The organism is Algoriphagus algorifonticola (genome assembly GCF_007655305.1).
GTDB lineage: Bacteria > Bacteroidota > Bacteroidia > Cytophagales > Cyclobacteriaceae > Algoriphagus > Algoriphagus algorifonticola.
This window is the reverse complement of the sequence record NZ_VLOG01000058.1, coordinates 177,746-192,551: the sequence shown is the minus strand read 5'-3', so window position 1 is coordinate 192,551 and position 14,806 is coordinate 177,746. Positions and strand designations below refer to the sequence as shown.

The window sequence follows — 14,806 nt, the reverse complement described above, 5'->3', positions numbered from 1 at the left end:
CGAAGCTTCCGGATTCTGATCCATTTAGCTGACAAAAAGCCGTATTTGGTTGTTACTGGTAAGAAAGCGGATATACATATTTGGTTTTTAAAGGCCATATGGAATCCCTGCCTGCGGCAGGCAGGTCGCACATCTCCCCGATACATCGGGGCATGCCAGTGTGTGTCGCTTGCATTGTGCTCGACTTCATTTGATTGATGAATAATTTCAAACCTAAGAAAACAGGAGTAAAAGACCTGTCAAAAGACAAATATCTTCAGAATTCCGACAGCTATTGTCTTAATTAGATAGGTTCGCATTGAAAATTACTTGGTCATTTCTGAGAAACTAGAGAACTTCAAGGTTCACTTAATTCTTTTTCCCATGGATTTTTATCTCAACCAAGTGCTTACTGCTTTTTCAAAGATGGATTTAGATTCTTTGGGGGAATTATTGGACGAAAGTCGCACCTATTCGGATGTCCCTTTGGAGTCTTTCTTAAGAAGCTTGAATGCATCTTTCAAACAGTTTAAGGATGCTGGAGATGTAGAATTGGAGCTTCTTCCGGGATATTGTCATGAAATGTCCTGTAATCCCGATCAGATAAGAACTGGATACAGGCTGCTTGGAAAGCAGTCTAAAAGTTATTTGGATTTAAGGTTTGTACTGGAACTCACCCAAGACAGGAAGGACCACGAAATCGCGGATATTTACTCTTGCTCCTGTTTTTCATGCCATCATGAAGAGTTTGGCTTAGGAGAACGAGTAAACCTGAGAATTCATGCGGATGAGCATTTGAGATTTCTAGGGAAATCAGACCTGCAGATTTATGCCCATAAAGCCAGTGTGAATCTGAGAATATTAAAGAAGGAGCCCAATCCTTTAACCTATGATTGGGTGGAGGCTTGGCTGATCTTGACTCAGGATACTTTTGATTATTTGGCAGAAGCGACGGAAGATTTGCCCTTCTACGAGGATTATAGCTGGGAAGAATTTCTTCAAACTCGAGAACAGCTGAATAATTATTGGAATGTGGTTAAGGAATTAAATGAAGAGGGACTATTGACATGGGATTTTTCTCAGAAAATAAATGAAGAAGAATTGATAGAAAAAGTGATTCAGGTAGAAACGATTATGGATGATTATTTCTGCGAATTTCTATTTCAAAATGCTAATCTAGATGAAGACTTTTTTATCAACTGGAGGGGCTATTCTTTTAAAGGGGGGTATTTTGATCTGTTCCCCATCTTTTGGAAAGGATTTATCCCTATTCGTGCTCAACTAGTCCAAAAGTATTATGCGCTATCAGAGTATGAGACTGAGGATTTTTTGGAAGATGAGTATTGCTTTAATCAGGAAGAAACTTTGGAGAGTCTTTATTTTCATATGAATATTAGAAAAGAGGCAAAGGAAAGAGGAGAAGAAATTCCCTTTTATTCAAAAGTTTAATCGATTCATGCTTCAATTTTGAAGCTATTTATTAGCTACATAAAACCCTGAAGCTTTAAAGCGGTTTAATAATTAAAAGTGCCTCCAGCTTTCATCTAATAATTACTAAATTTTTCATTTCCCCATGTTCCAAAAAATCCCACAAACCCAAAGTCCTCCTTCCGATCCATTGATGATATGGGACGGAAATTGCGGTTTTTGCGCTTACTGGATTCAGGTTTGGGAAAAGAAATCTTCGGGGGTAGTATTTAAAACCTATCAGGAAGTAGCAGATCAATTTCCTGAAATCCCCCTCAAAGAATTCAAAAAGGCTTCCCGGTTTATTGAAACCAACGGGCAAATATTCAGTGGTCCTGATTCAGCTTACAGGAGCTTTTTCCATTTTAAAAGGCCTTTGAAATTTCCGCATCGCTGGTATCAGAAGTCCAGATCTTTCAGATGGATAAGCGATCATGCCTACAATTGCATGGCTAAAAATAGGCCAGCCATGATGAAAATCACCCATGCTTTTTGGGGCAAAAACCCAAAGCAACAAAAGCCTTATTATTTAATTTGGCTGGCCCTCATTTTTGGAGCATGCTTTTTTGGGATAAGCATCCTTTTTTGAAGTCTAAGTTTTAGCCTTTCATGAAATTATTTCTCTTTAAAATTGCCGTTTTGATTGTAAGGTTTTAAGTAGAGGTTTTAAAATTTTCTAGCCTTTTAGAATTGAGAAAAGCCAAAATGGGCATAATGATTAGGTAAAGCGTGTAGCTAAATCCGGAAATGATAAAGGTATAACTACCACCCAGATTGAATAATGAAATAGCTACTGAAATAAGGGGGATCAGCCCCATCGCTAAATTGATTCTAACACTGTTTTGGGTGAGAAGTATTTCTTGTTGAGAAAGTAGTAATTGTTTCTTTTTCTTCAGGGATCGAACATTGAGCCATACGAAGACTAAAAATATTCCAGATGCACCTAGCCCGTAAATGATCATCAATTCTGAAGTATCTTCAGGTTTGATTGTTTCAGTGAAAATCCGATTAAATAGCTCCTTATTATCAGTTAATAAAGCAGTGTAAATATCTACCAATAGCCTGATCAGAAATTTTAGTGGGTAGGTATAAAACAATACTAAAAAAAGGAGAATAGTATTTATAGCGGTGGTTCCAGAATCCCTGAGACCAAAGCGGATAAAATATAGATAATGCTGGTACCAAATCAACATCAAAATTGAAATAGAACCAGCGAAAGGGATAAAATCTTTGATGAAATCTCTTAGCTGCTCAAAGTTTTCAGGAGGACTACTGGATAGTAAAAGAAGACCGATGGCTATGGCGAATACTCCGTCGCTCAGAGATTCTATCCGAGTATTTTCCAGCCCCCTAAGTTGAAAGCCTAGCTTTTCTTGAGAAGTTTGAATTTTTTGTTTCAATTAGAATTTATTTTTGCTTTAATGAAACTTCAGGAAATTAAATCCAATGAAAGTTTTTGAACATGAAAATGAATCAAAGCCTAATTGCTCTTGCGACCACCGCTGCCATAATCCCCAAACCTTGTTTGTTGGGGTGAACACCGTCGGGTAGCAAATCAGCCTTATCCATTAAAGGGGTATACAAATCAATCAGCTCTGAAGCACTGGATTGAGCAATGTCCATGATCATCATACGCTGCTCGTTGTTCATGACATTGGCAGTAATTCCGAAATTATCCTTAGTCACCGGGACAGGCATGATGACATATACTTTTCCATCTACCGGCATATGCTGACGAAACGCTGCAATCATATCCAGGTAGTCTTTCCTGAAATCGCCTTTATGAGCCCAATTCTGTGGTTTGGAATCATTGGTACCAAGCATGATTACCAAAATGTCTGGAGCAAAATCTTTCACTTCTTGAAATTGTGGTTCATTCCAATAAGGGAAATCTCCTTTTTTCAGTAAGGTTCTACCACTTACTCCAAAGTTTTTTACCAGATAAGCATCGCCCAGGATTGCTTGCATTTGCAGTGGGTAGGAGTCGGGATTATCTCTACCGGGTCCTTGAGTGATGGAGTTTCCCACGCAGGCAATTTTGATAGGTGATTGGGCGTATGCCGAAAGACTGAAAAGAAAGAGGACTAGAAAATTGAAATAGGTTCTCATTTGTAGAAAGCTTTGGTTTTTGGGTTTTAGGAATTAAATGAATCTAAAATAGAAAATTCAGTCCATTTATTTTCCACTCATTATACCATCCCCTATTTTTAGAAGATGAAGCCTCCCAATACTCTTTTTTCTTACATTTCCTGGCTTTCCATTGACGTGGTGTTAGGAGCCATGGCTGGGATGTTATTTTTTTCTAAGCTTCTTCATGTGCCGCTAGCATGGGATATTTATGCATTGTTGGGTCTTTGTGTATGGGTGATTTATACAGCCGATCATTTATTGGACTCACGTAAAAAAGTACAGATTGACCTCAGTCCTAGGCATCAGTTTCATGCCAGACATCAGAAAATTCTTTTGTTAAGTCTGGCTTTAGCAACCCTGCTTGGCTTATCCGGAGCAATTTGGATTTTAGGATGGTCCAGAGAGTTATTTTGGTCCCTGTTTCTAGCAGGAGCAATAGCCGGAAGCATGGCTTTGATTCGTTTGGGAGGAAATGCAGGGAAAGGATTGAAAGAATTGAGTACTGCAGTTTTTTATGTATTAGGGATTGCCTGGATTCCTCTTCTAAGAGCTGATGCATTGGATAGGGACTGGAGAGTAGGTGTCTTTTTATTAGTATTTACCCTGCTGGCTTTTTTAAACTTATTAATGCTTTCCTGGATGGATAGAAGGAAAGATGAATTAGCGGGTTTCCCCTCTGCAGCTCAGTTGATTCAGCCTGGACAGTTATTAGATTGGATCCGAAGGCTTGCATTGCTATTGATTATCATATCGCTGACGCTCTTTATTGCCTTGCCCTCTTTCTTCCGCATGTATTCCTGTATTTTGCTGATAATGGTTATCCTTCATTTCTTGATTTTTTTCAATAAAAACCTCAGTGAAGATCAAATTCGGAGTAGGATGGAGGCAGTTTTTCTATTGCCTTGGATAGTTTTGATTTTTTAAATAAGATAGAAATAAGATAGAAATAAGATAGAAATAAGATAGAAATAAGTTGGGCTTCATGTCGGAACTCATGAGAAAATTTGTACCCCTACTATTTTTTGTAACCTTGGTCGGCTGTGGAACGCCAACTGAACTCAAGACTGTGAACTGGAACGGAAACCGGATAACGTGGACGGTTTTAGATGGCGGAGCAACAACGTCCTACTATTGGAAGATATTCTTCACTAAGAAAGGAAGCAATTCACAAGACTTAATTTTTGAATCTTACTCCTCGCCCTATATTACGGACATCTCAACTAATGGAAATAAGCTTCTAATTCATTGTGCTGTTGACAGGGACTCGACTGACATCATAACCATTGACCTCAACAAAATTGAAGATTTCATTGATGACCCAATTGAGTACGAACGATCTTTATTGGAACAGACAAACGAATCATATATTGAACCTGAATTTGTCAAGCAGGATCGTGAATTTGCTATTAAACACAACCTCACAAACTAGTGGGAGAATCAACGGTCATATCGTGGATTTTTCTATCAACCGCATTTGCTAGTGAACAGGAACCGGCAAACTTTGAATCAATTTCTCAAATTGCAGATGGAATAAACCATGCTGTTCCAACTCAAAAAGAACTTCAAGCATCTTTGACTTGGCTAACAAAGAACGGATTTGTAGATAAGTCAGGCAATAAGTATCACCTGACGAACGAAGGAGCTGCTTTAATTGAAAAAGCGAAATCTCGAACTAATAACATAATCCTGAACATTTGGGACGAACTAGCCAAGGAAATAGAAAACACGAAAGCCCAACATCGGCTATGAATGAATGGGGTTTTATCGGTCAGGAAAGTTTAGTGGAACTTGGAAAGTCCGCCACGAAGTGTAAATTTAAAAATGTGTGGCTCGTGCCAGTGGAGAAGTTAGTGCTTTCTAATCCCCACTCATCATAGCCAGGCGATAGAAATCCCGTTCCTAAATATATACCTAGAAATAATTACCCTTTTACAAAGTGGGCAAGAGCTTGTCCCGATGAATATCGGGAGGGATCCAATTAATAAATTAATTCCTCTCAAAAGAATATAGAGAGGAATTAAAATAATTCTAAAGGATCACAAAGTTCCATGCCTACAGCATGGTGAGGTTTTTGTGAGGTCATTTGCTACCGAACTTTAATCCCTCCGGGATTGACTAGACTTCAATTTTTGAGGATAGATGATTGTCAGTTAGGATAAATGTTGTACATCAATCTATCCAATTTCATCTGGAACCGTAATTTATGTACTACACAAAAGCACTGTGCCCGGTAATGGCTCTCCCCACAATCAAAGAATTGATTTCTTTGGTGCCTTCATAGCTGTATACTGCTTCTGCATCTGCCACAAATCTGGCAATATCATGTCGCAACAAAATTCCGTTGCCACCAAATAGTTCTCTTGCCTGATCCACGATGGATCGCATTCTTAAGGTGCAGAATACCTTGGCCAAAGAAGCATGCTCATCCAGCAGATCTCCTGCGTCTTGCATTTGGGAAAGCCTAAATACCATGGTTTGCATTGCTGTCAAATCTCCCAACATGGTGACTAAAAGATCCTGAACCAACTGGAAGGATGCGATCGGTCTTCCAAACTGACTTCTTTCATTACTATAAGCCAATGCGAGTTCATAAGCACCTCTCGCACAGCCTACTGCCTGCCAGGCCACTCCGGCTCTGGTCATTCTCAAGACTTTGGCAGTATCTCTAAATGAATTTGCCTCTTGTAGCCTGTCGCTTTCCGGTACTTCGCATTTGGTTAAAGTGATCAGGGCATTTTGTACAGTCCTTAAGGCCATTTTGTCTTCCAGTTTTTCAGCAAAAAAACCTGGATTATCCTTCCTTACAATAAACCCTTTCACCTGATTATCATCCAGGTCTCTTGCCCAAATCACAGTCATATCTGAGAAAGTGGCATTTCCGATCCATTTTTTCTGGCCATTCAAAATCCATACATCACCCTCTCTTTTGCAGGTAGTGGTTAAGCCTCCGGCAACTCCCGAACCAACTTCTGGTTCAGTAAGCCCAAATGCTCCGATTTTTTCCAGTTTCTGCATGGCAGGAAGCCATTCTTGTTTTTGAGCTTCCGACCCACATAGGTACACAGATCCCATTGCTAAGCCACTCTGCACCCCGAAAAAAGTAGAAATTGAGGTGTCAATTCTTGCCATTTCCATAGCGATAAATCCTTCCAGTAAGGCGGAATGTCCAGGACAACCATAGCCTTGATAAGTCAGCCCGGCTATATCCAGCTCGGCCATTTTTGGAATGATGTGCATAGGGAATTCCCCGCGGTTCCAGTAATCATTGGCAATGGGTTTGATTTCACTTTCCATAAATTCCCGTACCCTCAGTTGGATATCACGCTCGTGTTTGGGTAAGCTTTTTCCTAATTCATAAAAGTCTCCGTTGATCGGTGGAATTTCTTTAGGTTTACCTCCACCTTTAAGCATTCCCATCATTTTGGATAGGTCTGATTCGCTCATTTGTGACACCAATCCTACCATCTTGGGGAGGTCAACTTTCTGGGAAAGTTTAGAGATTTGGTCCAAGTCTACAGATTTTAGTAGTTGGCGAAGGCCTGAGATATTCTTAAAAAGATTTTTCATACGATTATGTTAGGTTTATTGGAAAGGATCTGAAAAAAGAAATACTTAGATTTCTAATTCTGAGATATGAAAGATAATTATCGTTGGTTGACTCCTGTTTACGAATTGCTCTCCAGTCTGGTTTTTGGCCAAACTTTAAAGCAATCCAAAACTTGTTATCTTTCTAATATACGCAACAAGCATCTTTTAATCATAGGCGGAGGGACTGGTTCTGATTATCAGTCTGTTCAAAGGGATATGAAAGGGGACTTTGTGGAGGTGTCAGTTAGTATGCTTCGCAAAGCCGAAAAAAACTTAGAAAGCTCAGAGCTTAATTTTCATTTAGGAGAAATTCCTCTAGGTGAAACTTATGATTTGATCCTGTTGCCATTTGTATTGGATACGCTAATCGATGAAGAATTAGAGGAGCTTTTGATGAAAATAAAAGCTGTTTCCAAGCAAGGGGCATTGATCTATCTATCGGATTTTTTCCCGCAGAAAAATAGACGGAATAAGCTTCTTCAATCTTTGATGATACGGTTCTTCAGAGCTTTCACTAAGCATCCAAGAAAGGATTTGCCTGATTATAAGGAGTTTTTAGAGAAGGCTGGATTCCGCCTCTTGAAAGAAAAAACATGGTCTGAAGATTGGGTACGGGCTCAGCTTTGGCAAAAAGCTTAATTCCCGGCTTTTTGGATTATTCGAGTAATCAGCTCATCAAAGTATTGTCCATTCCCCGGGCCGTACCAATTCATCTCCCTTACCTCATGAAAATGCTCGTCATAGAGTTCATCTGGCGTGATGTAGCCAATATATCCTCCATTAAAAGTGGTTATAATTAAATTGAGTCCTTTTTCCTGAGCCAATTGATCCCATTTTTCATAAAAAACACCTGAAATCTCCCCGCTTGAAGAAATGATTAGCGTATTTCCGATTTGAGTGATACCCATATGTGGATTGGTTTCGCCTAGTAGTTTTTTAAATAACCATGGTCTAATCCGGATATCATCTGAGATCCTTAAATGGGGTTCTCTAAGCGATAAGTCTAATCTTGCATTTCGGATTCTTGGAAGTTTGACTGTGCTATACCGGGTCATTTTTAATTGACTGATGGAGTCGAGGGATAGGGCATATTCTTGAACTGCAGATATATCATTTCCTGAACGAAGAGGCCTATGGGAACCAACCGTGCCTGCTGCAAAAAGTGCAAAATCAAAGTTGGACTGTTCCATTTTTTTCATCAGGTAAAATGGGTAATCACCTGAAAGCCCCATGAACTTAGTGCTCAAACACGTAGCATGGGCAGAAAAGGTGAAAAGTGTAGCCGACTTTCCGTCTTTTTTGGTAAAAATCAATTGCCTGGTAAAAGGGTCAATCGGACCATCTTTTACGAATCGATTGGCCACCAATTCAGTAGCATCTGCTTTTCTGAAATGGATGCTCACAGTATCTAGGCTTGCTTTGGCTCGCTCAATGGCCTCCAAACTTTTATCTGCAATTCCAGCTACAATTTCCTCCTGAAAGCCTCCAAATGCCAGTTCTCCCAAAGGCCCGGGCATGTAGCCTCCCATGCCTGAATGCGTGTGTGTAGCTGTAAATAGGAGTTGAGAGATCTGAGGATACTTTTCTCTAATCTTCTTTTCAATTTTTTCTGCTAAATACGGGTGAACAATCAATAGCTCGTAATTCAACCAGGCTATTTCCTGTTTTCCATTACTCAAGACGATACTTTTTACATAACTGCTGTCGGCTACAAATTCATAGTTTCCTCTGGGAGCATAGCCTACCAAATCCACAGGCTTTTTTGGAGTCATATTACTTTTTCCCCATCCGGCCATCCAGCCATCCCCTATGCTTTGCTCAAAACTCAGCTGGTCCAGTCTGGTAAAGGTTTCTTGGTAAAAATCCTGTTCATCAATCGGACTGCGATCCACAGTTGTGAGAGTAAATAATGCAATCAGCAACAAAAACAGAAAGATCCCGAGCAGGATCTTTCCAAATAATTTAAAAGCTGATTTTAAGTCCATAGCTTAATACTCAAAAGTGCCGTGTGGACTTTGAATAGTTACTTTTTTTCCCTCAAATGGCTCTACTCTTCCGATAATCTGAGCTTCAACTCCATGAGATTCCGCTATATCAATGATTTCTTCCGCATGTCTTTCATCGAGATATACTTCCATTCGATGGCCCATATTAAATACTTTGTACATCTCTTTCCAGTCGGTTTTACTTTCTTCCTGTATGATTCTGAAGAGTGGAGGAGTTTCAAAGAGATTATCCTTAATCACATGTACATTCTCTACAAAATGCAGGACTTTGGTTTGAGCGCCTCCGCTGCAATGAACCAAACCATGAATATGAGGTCTCAAATAATTTAAGACATCCACCATTATTGGCGCATAAGTTCGGGTAGGAGATAGAACCAATTTTCCAATATTGACCGGAGCGCCTGGAGCTGCATCAGTTAGATTGTATTTGCCGGAATAGATTAAGTCATCCGGAACAGCTGGATCAAATGATTCTGGGTATTTGGTTTTTAAAACCTTGTTGAATACATCATGTCTGGCAGAAGTCAATCCATTGCTACCCATGCCTCCATTATATTCTGTCTCATAATTGGCCTGTCCGTATGAAGCCAAACCTACGATTACGTCTCCGGGCTGAATTTTATCATTGGAAATGACATCTTCCCTTCGCATTCTGCAGGTAACGGTGCTGTCTACGATCACGGTGCGAACCAAATCTCCCACATCGGCAGTTTCCCCGCCTGTTAGCACTGCATGAACTCCCTTGTCCCGTAGCATTTGAAGAACCTCCTCAGTACCTTCTATGATGGCAGAGATTACTTCTCCCGGAATCAGGTTTTTATTTCTACCAATAGTGGAGGATACGAGAATATTATTGATGGCTCCCACACAGAGAAGGTCATCCGTATTCATAATGATCGCATCCTGTGCTATTCCTTTCCACACGCTTAAGTCCCCTGTTTCTTTCCAATAGAGATAAGCTAGAGAGGATTTGGTTCCCGCACCGTCCGCATGCATGATATTGCAATAATCCGGATCAGAGCCTAAAGTGTCTTCTACGATTTTGCAAAATGCTTTGGGAAAAAGTCCTTTATCCAGCTTAGAGATTGCATTATGGACATCTTCTTTGGAGGCGGAAACACCGCGCTGCATGTAGCGCTCGTTCATGGTTTTTTGGGATTGGTTACCAATGGACAAAGTTAAGTATTCCGAAGCATTGAAGAAGGAAATATTTGGGAAATATACTTTGTGAGATACGCTTTGCTGAAATAAGCTCTCCTTCGTCGAGCGAAATATACCTTCGGCGAAATATTGGGTTCCAGGTAGATCAAAATCAGCGAAAATCAGCGAATTAATCCGCGAAAATCTGCGGGAAAAAATCAAATAAATCACTTTGCTTCTTCTATACTTTGCGGGAGTCAAAAGAATCGCTGCGTCGCTTCGCCGTTGCGAGAGATAAAAAGATATACTTCGTGATATACGCTTCGCTGAAATATGCTCTCCTTCGTCGAGCGAAATACGGGTCAAATCCCCCTTTGGAATTCTGTACTGATTTGGGACGAGTTGTATAATTAAAGGGGATTTTAGAAATATACTTTGTGAAATATGCTTCGCTGAAATAAGCTCTCCTTCGTCGAGCGAAATACGCCTTCGGCGAAATATGGGGTTCTAGGTAGATCAAAATCTGCGATTATCAGCGAAGTAATCCGCGAAAATCTGCGGGAAAAATCAAATACTTTGCCTCTTTCATTCTTTGCGGGATGATTAAAAATACTCTGCGCCGCTGCGCCGCTGCGAGAGGAAAAGATATGCTTCGCGATATACGCTTCGCGAAATAAGCTCTCCTTCGTCGAGCGAAATACAGGTCAAATCCCCCTTTGGAATTCTGTACTGATTTGGGACGAGTTGTATAATTAAAGGGGGTAAGGGGGATTTTAGAAAAATACTTTGTGAAATATAGCTTCGCTGAAATACGCCTTCGGCGAAATATTGTGTTTTTGGTAGATCAAAATCTGCGATTATCCGCGAATTAATCCGCGAAAATCTGCCGGAAAAAATCAAATCAAATCAATCACTTTGCCACTTTTATTCTTTGCGGGATTAGCTAAAAAAACTCTGCGCCGCTGCGTGAGACTCATTGCACTTTCAAAATTACACAAACATCTCCTCAATCAATTGGGTATAAAAGTCCTTTACTTCCATTCCGATTGCGCGGATCTGCTGGGAGATTAGGCTGGTTTCTGTTTGCCCAGGCACTGTATTGATTTCAATAAAAAAGAACTTTCCGGTTTCTTTTTCCAAGAAATAATCAATGCGAACTGCTCCTCTGCAATTGAGTTTTTCATACACCCTTGATGCCACCCGTGAAACTCTTGCTATTTCCTCCTCATTCATTCGGCCAGGAGTTATTTCTTCGCAAACCCCTGGGATATATTTTGCTTCGAAATCAAAGAACTCCTTGCTGCTCACAATCTCCGTAGCGGGAAGTACTGTGATCTCGCCTTTTCCTCGGAAAACTCCCACAGAAAATTCCCTTCCTGATACAAATTCCTCAACCAATACCTGTTTGTCTTCTGCGAAAGCTTTTTCCAAGGCCTCAGATAATTCCTCCCAGGTTTTGACTTTGCTCATTCCGATCGAGCTACCTCCATTATTAGGTTTGATGAATAAAGGAAGGTTTAATTCTTCCTCAATTCGTTTTCTATTCTTTTCAGTATTTCCAAAAAGTTGAATGGACTGTGCAATATGTAATTCGGGTATGTCCTGCACAATGGCTTTCGTGTAGCCTTTATTCATGGTGATAGCTGAAGTCAGCTGATCGCAAGTGGTATAGGGGATTTCCAGCATATCAAAATATCCCGCCAATTTGCCGTCTTCCCCCGGCGAACCATGTAAAATATTAAAAACTCCATCAAAGGTGATTTTTTCGTCTCCGATGGCAATACTGAAGTCGTTAAGATCAACAGGGATTTTTTCTCCAGACTCGCAGACAAAATGCCAATCCCCTGGATAAATCAAGATTTTGTACACGTCATACCTGTCGCGGTCTATGGTTTTTTCGACAACAGCAGCGCTTTTTAGGGATATGACGGATTCACCGGTGAATCCTCCGGTTACCAAGGCAATTTTCTTCTTCATGGCTGGGAAAAATCAATATGCGAAGTAGCTTAATTTATCTAAAGAGTCCAAAGGAATTAATTCCCTAGACGACGAATTTATTATATTCGCCGTCTATAAAACTTGCAAATACCCAAAAATACGACTGATATGATTGAAAGTTTGAAAAAAGCATCCTCGCTTTTTCTGATCTTGTTTTTGGCCTCTGTCTCCTTGCAGGCTCAGGCTCTCAAAAAGGTAAGTCTTGAAGATGTTTTCAAGAAAAATACCTTCGCCCAAAAATCCGTTTACGGGATCAATTGGATGAAAGACGGGAAATATTACAGTTCCCAAGTAAACCGTGGAGGATTTCCCACAGTAGTAAAAATCAATGTAACCACAGGTGCTGAAGAAGCAGTCCTTTTGGACGGAAGAGCTTTAGGACTCAATTTTTCTTCTTATTCCTTCAATTCCGACGAATCAAAAGCTTTGGTGGCTACCGATGTTGAATCTATTTATCGAAGATCTACCAAAGGGATTTTCTATGTAGTCGATATGGCTACAGGAGAAAAGCAACAGTTGATGAATGGGGAGAAGATCTCCTATGCGACTTTATCTCCTGACAATGACAAAGTAGCTTTTGTAAAAGATAATAACTTGTACCTAGTAGAGCTGGCTACTAACCAAACCGCTCAGATCACAAAGGATGGCGAGTGGAATAAAATCATCAATGGTGCAGCAGATTGGGTATATGAAGAGGAATTTTCTATGTCTCAGGCATTTTCTTGGTCACCTGACGGAAAGAAAATAGCATTTATCAGATTTGATGAAACTGAGGTTCCCGAATTTAATATGCAGCTGTGGGGGCCGCTTTATCCTGCAGATTACAGATTTAAATATCCTAAAGCGGGTGAGCAAAATGCAGAGGTAAGCATTCATGTATATGATTTGGCTTCAAAAAATATTCAAAAAGTAGATGCTGGGTCTGAGAAAGATATTTACCTACCGAGAATCTATTGGACCAAAGATGCTAATCAACTTGCTTTCATTCGCTTGAATAGACTTCAGAATAAGTTGGACCTTTTCCATGCCAATGCTACAACTGGCTCCAGTAAACTTATCCTTTCTGAGGAGGCTGAAACTTATGTCGATTTAGATTACAATGACAATTTACAATACCTAAGTGATGGAAAGAGCTTTATCCGAACTTCTGAAAAGGACGGATATAAGCATATTTATCACCATGGGATGGATGGAAGCCTGATCCGTCAAATTACCAGCGGAGCTTGGGAAGTGACTGAGTTGGTAGGAGTGGATGAAAAAAATAAAAAAATCTACTTCGTGTCTGCAGAAGCTTCTCCTTTGGAGCGAAACTTTTATGTGATTGATTTTTCCGGGAAAAATAAAAGAACCCTGACTCCATTGGCAGGAACCCATCGAATCAATATGAGTCCGGACTATCGTTTTTTCATTGATTATTATTCCACTACCGAGATGCCACAGGTTGTAACCTTGCACGAATCTAGCGGGAAATTGATCAAGTCCTTGGAAGAAAATGGAGAGCTAAAGGAACGGTTGAAAAGTTTCGCTCTGGGTAAAAAAGAGTTCTTCACTTTTCCCACAGTGGACGGAACTGCATTGAATGGTTATGTAATCAAACCGGCGGATTTTGACCCGAATAAAAAATATCCTGTGCTCATGTATGTCTATGGAGGTCCAGGTTCTCAAAATGTCTTAAACTCTTGGGGTGGAACCCGTGATTTTTGGCATCAGGCTCTTGTTGCAGAAGGGTATATCGTAGCCTGTGTGGACAATAGAGGTACTGGAGCCAGAGGCCGTGATTTCAAGCATGCGACTTACGCAAATTTAGGCAAGCTGGAGACCGTAGATCAAATCGAAGGGGCCAAGTATTTTGCGAAGCAATCCTATGTTGATCCTTCAAGAATCGGTATCTGGGGCTGGTCTTATGGAGGCTATATGTCTTCCCTTTCTTTGATGATTGGCAATGATGTTTTCAAAACAGCCATAGCAGTTGCTCCGGTAACTACCTGGAGATATTATGATACAATCTACACTGAGCGCTATTTGCAAACTCCACAGCTCAATCCTTCTGGCTATGATGACAATAGTCCTATCTCACATGTCAATAAACTGAAAGGAAACTTCCTGTTAATTCACGGAACGGGAGATGACAATGTGCATTTCCAAAATGCGGTGGACTTAGTAGATGCTTTGATAGCTGCCGATAAGCAGTTTGAGACTTTTTATTATCCCAATAGAAACCACGGCATCTATGGGGGGAATACGACATGGCATTTGTATTCCATGATGACGGACTTTTTGAAAAGAAAGCTGTAAAAAATGAAAACCGCAGGATGAGAGTTCTGCGGTTTTTTTAATTGCCTCCCGCAAAGAGGAAAAGGAGCAAAGCATACTTGAATTCCAGGGGGAGTTATGAATAAAATAAACTCGAAAAGAGTCGTGGACAATGTCAGTCCGAGTCTTAAATATTCTTCGAACATATAAAAAATGATATGACAGGGTCATCCAAAATGGATTTG

General features: G+C 40.3%; 13 protein-coding genes. 7 read left to right on the top strand and 6 right to left on the bottom strand.

Annotated features, from left to right (window positions below; all coding sequences use genetic code 11):
* Window positions 1–363 precede the first annotated feature (363 nt).
* The gene (locus tag FL972_RS16570) at window positions 364–1,428 is read left to right on the top strand and encodes a hypothetical protein (RefSeq protein WP_144607032.1); all 1,065 of its coding nucleotides are present in this window, start codon (window positions 364–366) and stop codon (window positions 1,426–1,428) included.
* Window positions 1,429–1,552: 124 nt separating this feature from the next.
* Window positions 1,553–2,035 carry a thiol-disulfide oxidoreductase DCC family protein gene (locus FL972_RS16565; RefSeq protein WP_144607030.1) on the top strand — a complete coding sequence of 161 codons (483 nt, stop codon included), beginning with the start codon at window positions 1,553–1,555 and terminating at the stop codon, window positions 2,033–2,035.
* A gap of 64 nt (window positions 2,036–2,099) precedes the next feature.
* Here FL972_RS16565 and FL972_RS16560 read toward each other — a convergent pair whose 3' ends face one another.
* Entirely contained in the window at window positions 2,100–2,846 is a 747-nt protein-coding gene (locus FL972_RS16560; protein ID WP_144607028.1) for a TMEM175 family protein, read from the bottom strand.
* A 73-nt stretch (window positions 2,847–2,919) separates the two neighbouring features.
* Window positions 2,920–3,555, bottom strand: coding sequence for a GDSL-type esterase/lipase family protein (locus FL972_RS16555; RefSeq protein WP_144607026.1), 636 nt, complete (start codon window positions 3,553–3,555; stop codon window positions 2,920–2,922).
* 105 nt (window positions 3,556–3,660) lie between these two features.
* Here FL972_RS16555 and FL972_RS16550 point away from each other — a divergent pair, with 105 nt between their 5' ends.
* From FL972_RS16550 to FL972_RS16540, 3 genes are all read left to right on the top strand, one after another.
* Window positions 3,661–4,500 (top strand): hypothetical protein, encoded by an 840-nt coding sequence (locus FL972_RS16550; RefSeq protein ID WP_144607024.1) that lies wholly within the window; start codon window positions 3,661–3,663, stop codon window positions 4,498–4,500.
* A gap of 70 nt (window positions 4,501–4,570) precedes the next feature.
* Window positions 4,571–5,005, top strand: coding sequence for a hypothetical protein (locus FL972_RS16545; protein WP_144607022.1), 435 nt, complete (start codon window positions 4,571–4,573; stop codon window positions 5,003–5,005).
* A complete protein-coding gene (locus FL972_RS16540) occupies window positions 5,005–5,325 on the top strand; it encodes a hypothetical protein (RefSeq protein WP_144607020.1) in 321 nt (106 codons plus the stop codon). Before FL972_RS16545 ends, FL972_RS16540 begins: the two co-directional genes overlap by 1 nt.
* Before the next feature lie 459 nt (window positions 5,326–5,784).
* Here the strand turns inward: FL972_RS16540 and FL972_RS16535 are convergent, their stop codons facing one another.
* Entirely contained in the window at window positions 5,785–7,143 is a 1,359-nt protein-coding gene (locus FL972_RS16535; protein ID WP_144607018.1) for an acyl-CoA dehydrogenase family protein, read from the bottom strand.
* Window positions 7,144–7,209: 66 nt separating this feature from the next.
* Here FL972_RS16535 and FL972_RS16530 point away from each other — a divergent pair, with 66 nt between their 5' ends.
* Window positions 7,210–7,803 (top strand): class I SAM-dependent methyltransferase, encoded by a 594-nt coding sequence (locus FL972_RS16530; RefSeq protein ID WP_144607016.1) that lies wholly within the window; start codon window positions 7,210–7,212, stop codon window positions 7,801–7,803.
* On the opposite strand, the gene FL972_RS16525 is transcribed toward FL972_RS16530, so the two are convergent.
* The 3 genes from FL972_RS16525 to FL972_RS16515 all read right to left on the bottom strand — a co-directional run bounded on the left by FL972_RS16525 (window position 7,800) and on the right by FL972_RS16515 (window position 12,287).
* Window positions 7,800–9,149: a neutral/alkaline non-lysosomal ceramidase N-terminal domain-containing protein gene (locus FL972_RS16525; protein WP_144607014.1), complete on the bottom strand. Its 1,350-nt coding sequence runs from the start codon at window positions 9,147–9,149 to the stop codon at window positions 7,800–7,802. The genes FL972_RS16530 and FL972_RS16525 overlap by 4 nt on opposite strands.
* Before the next feature lie 3 nt (window positions 9,150–9,152).
* Window positions 9,153–10,316 (bottom strand): AIR synthase related protein, encoded by a 1,164-nt coding sequence (locus tag FL972_RS16520; RefSeq protein WP_144607012.1) that lies wholly within the window; start codon window positions 10,314–10,316, stop codon window positions 9,153–9,155.
* A 984-nt stretch (window positions 10,317–11,300) separates the two neighbouring features.
* The gene (locus tag FL972_RS16515) at window positions 11,301–12,287 is read right to left on the bottom strand and encodes a D-alanine--D-alanine ligase (RefSeq protein WP_144607009.1); all 987 of its coding nucleotides are present in this window, start codon (window positions 12,285–12,287) and stop codon (window positions 11,301–11,303) included.
* Window positions 12,288–12,416: 129 nt separating this feature from the next.
* On the opposite strand from FL972_RS16515, the gene FL972_RS16510 reads away from it, so the two are divergent.
* On the top strand, window positions 12,417–14,603 hold the full coding sequence (locus tag FL972_RS16510) for a S9 family peptidase (RefSeq protein ID WP_144607007.1): 2,187 nt from the start codon (window positions 12,417–12,419) through the stop codon (window positions 14,601–14,603).
* Window positions 14,604–14,806: the final 203 nt, after the last annotated feature.

Bases quoted from the DNA above. Each gene is read 5' to 3' on its own strand.
- FL972_RS16535 (WP_144607018.1), bottom strand. From the start codon at position 7,143: ATGAAAAATCTTTTTAAGAATATCTCAGGCCTTCGCCAACTACTAAAA.
- FL972_RS16530 (WP_144607016.1), top strand. From the start codon at position 7,210: ATGAAAGATAATTATCGTTGGTTGACTCCTGTTTACGAATTGCTCTCC.
- FL972_RS16525 (WP_144607014.1), bottom strand. From the start codon at position 9,149: ATGGACTTAAAATCAGCTTTTAAATTATTTGGAAAGATCCTGCTCGGG.
- FL972_RS16565 (WP_144607030.1), top strand. From the start codon at position 1,553: ATGTTCCAAAAAATCCCACAAACCCAAAGTCCTCCTTCCGATCCATTG.
- FL972_RS16510 (WP_144607007.1), top strand. From the start codon at position 12,417: ATGATTGAAAGTTTGAAAAAAGCATCCTCGCTTTTTCTGATCTTGTTT.
- FL972_RS16545 (WP_144607022.1), top strand. From the start codon at position 4,571: ATGAGAAAATTTGTACCCCTACTATTTTTTGTAACCTTGGTCGGCTGT.
- FL972_RS16570 (WP_144607032.1), top strand. From the start codon at position 364: ATGGATTTTTATCTCAACCAAGTGCTTACTGCTTTTTCAAAGATGGAT.
- FL972_RS16550 (WP_144607024.1), top strand. From the start codon at position 3,661: ATGAAGCCTCCCAATACTCTTTTTTCTTACATTTCCTGGCTTTCCATT.
- FL972_RS16515 (WP_144607009.1), bottom strand. From the start codon at position 12,287: ATGAAGAAGAAAATTGCCTTGGTAACCGGAGGATTCACCGGTGAATCC.
- FL972_RS16555 (WP_144607026.1), bottom strand. From the start codon at position 3,555: ATGAGAACCTATTTCAATTTTCTAGTCCTCTTTCTTTTCAGTCTTTCG.
- FL972_RS16520 (WP_144607012.1), bottom strand. From the start codon at position 10,316: ATGAACGAGCGCTACATGCAGCGCGGTGTTTCCGCCTCCAAAGAAGAT.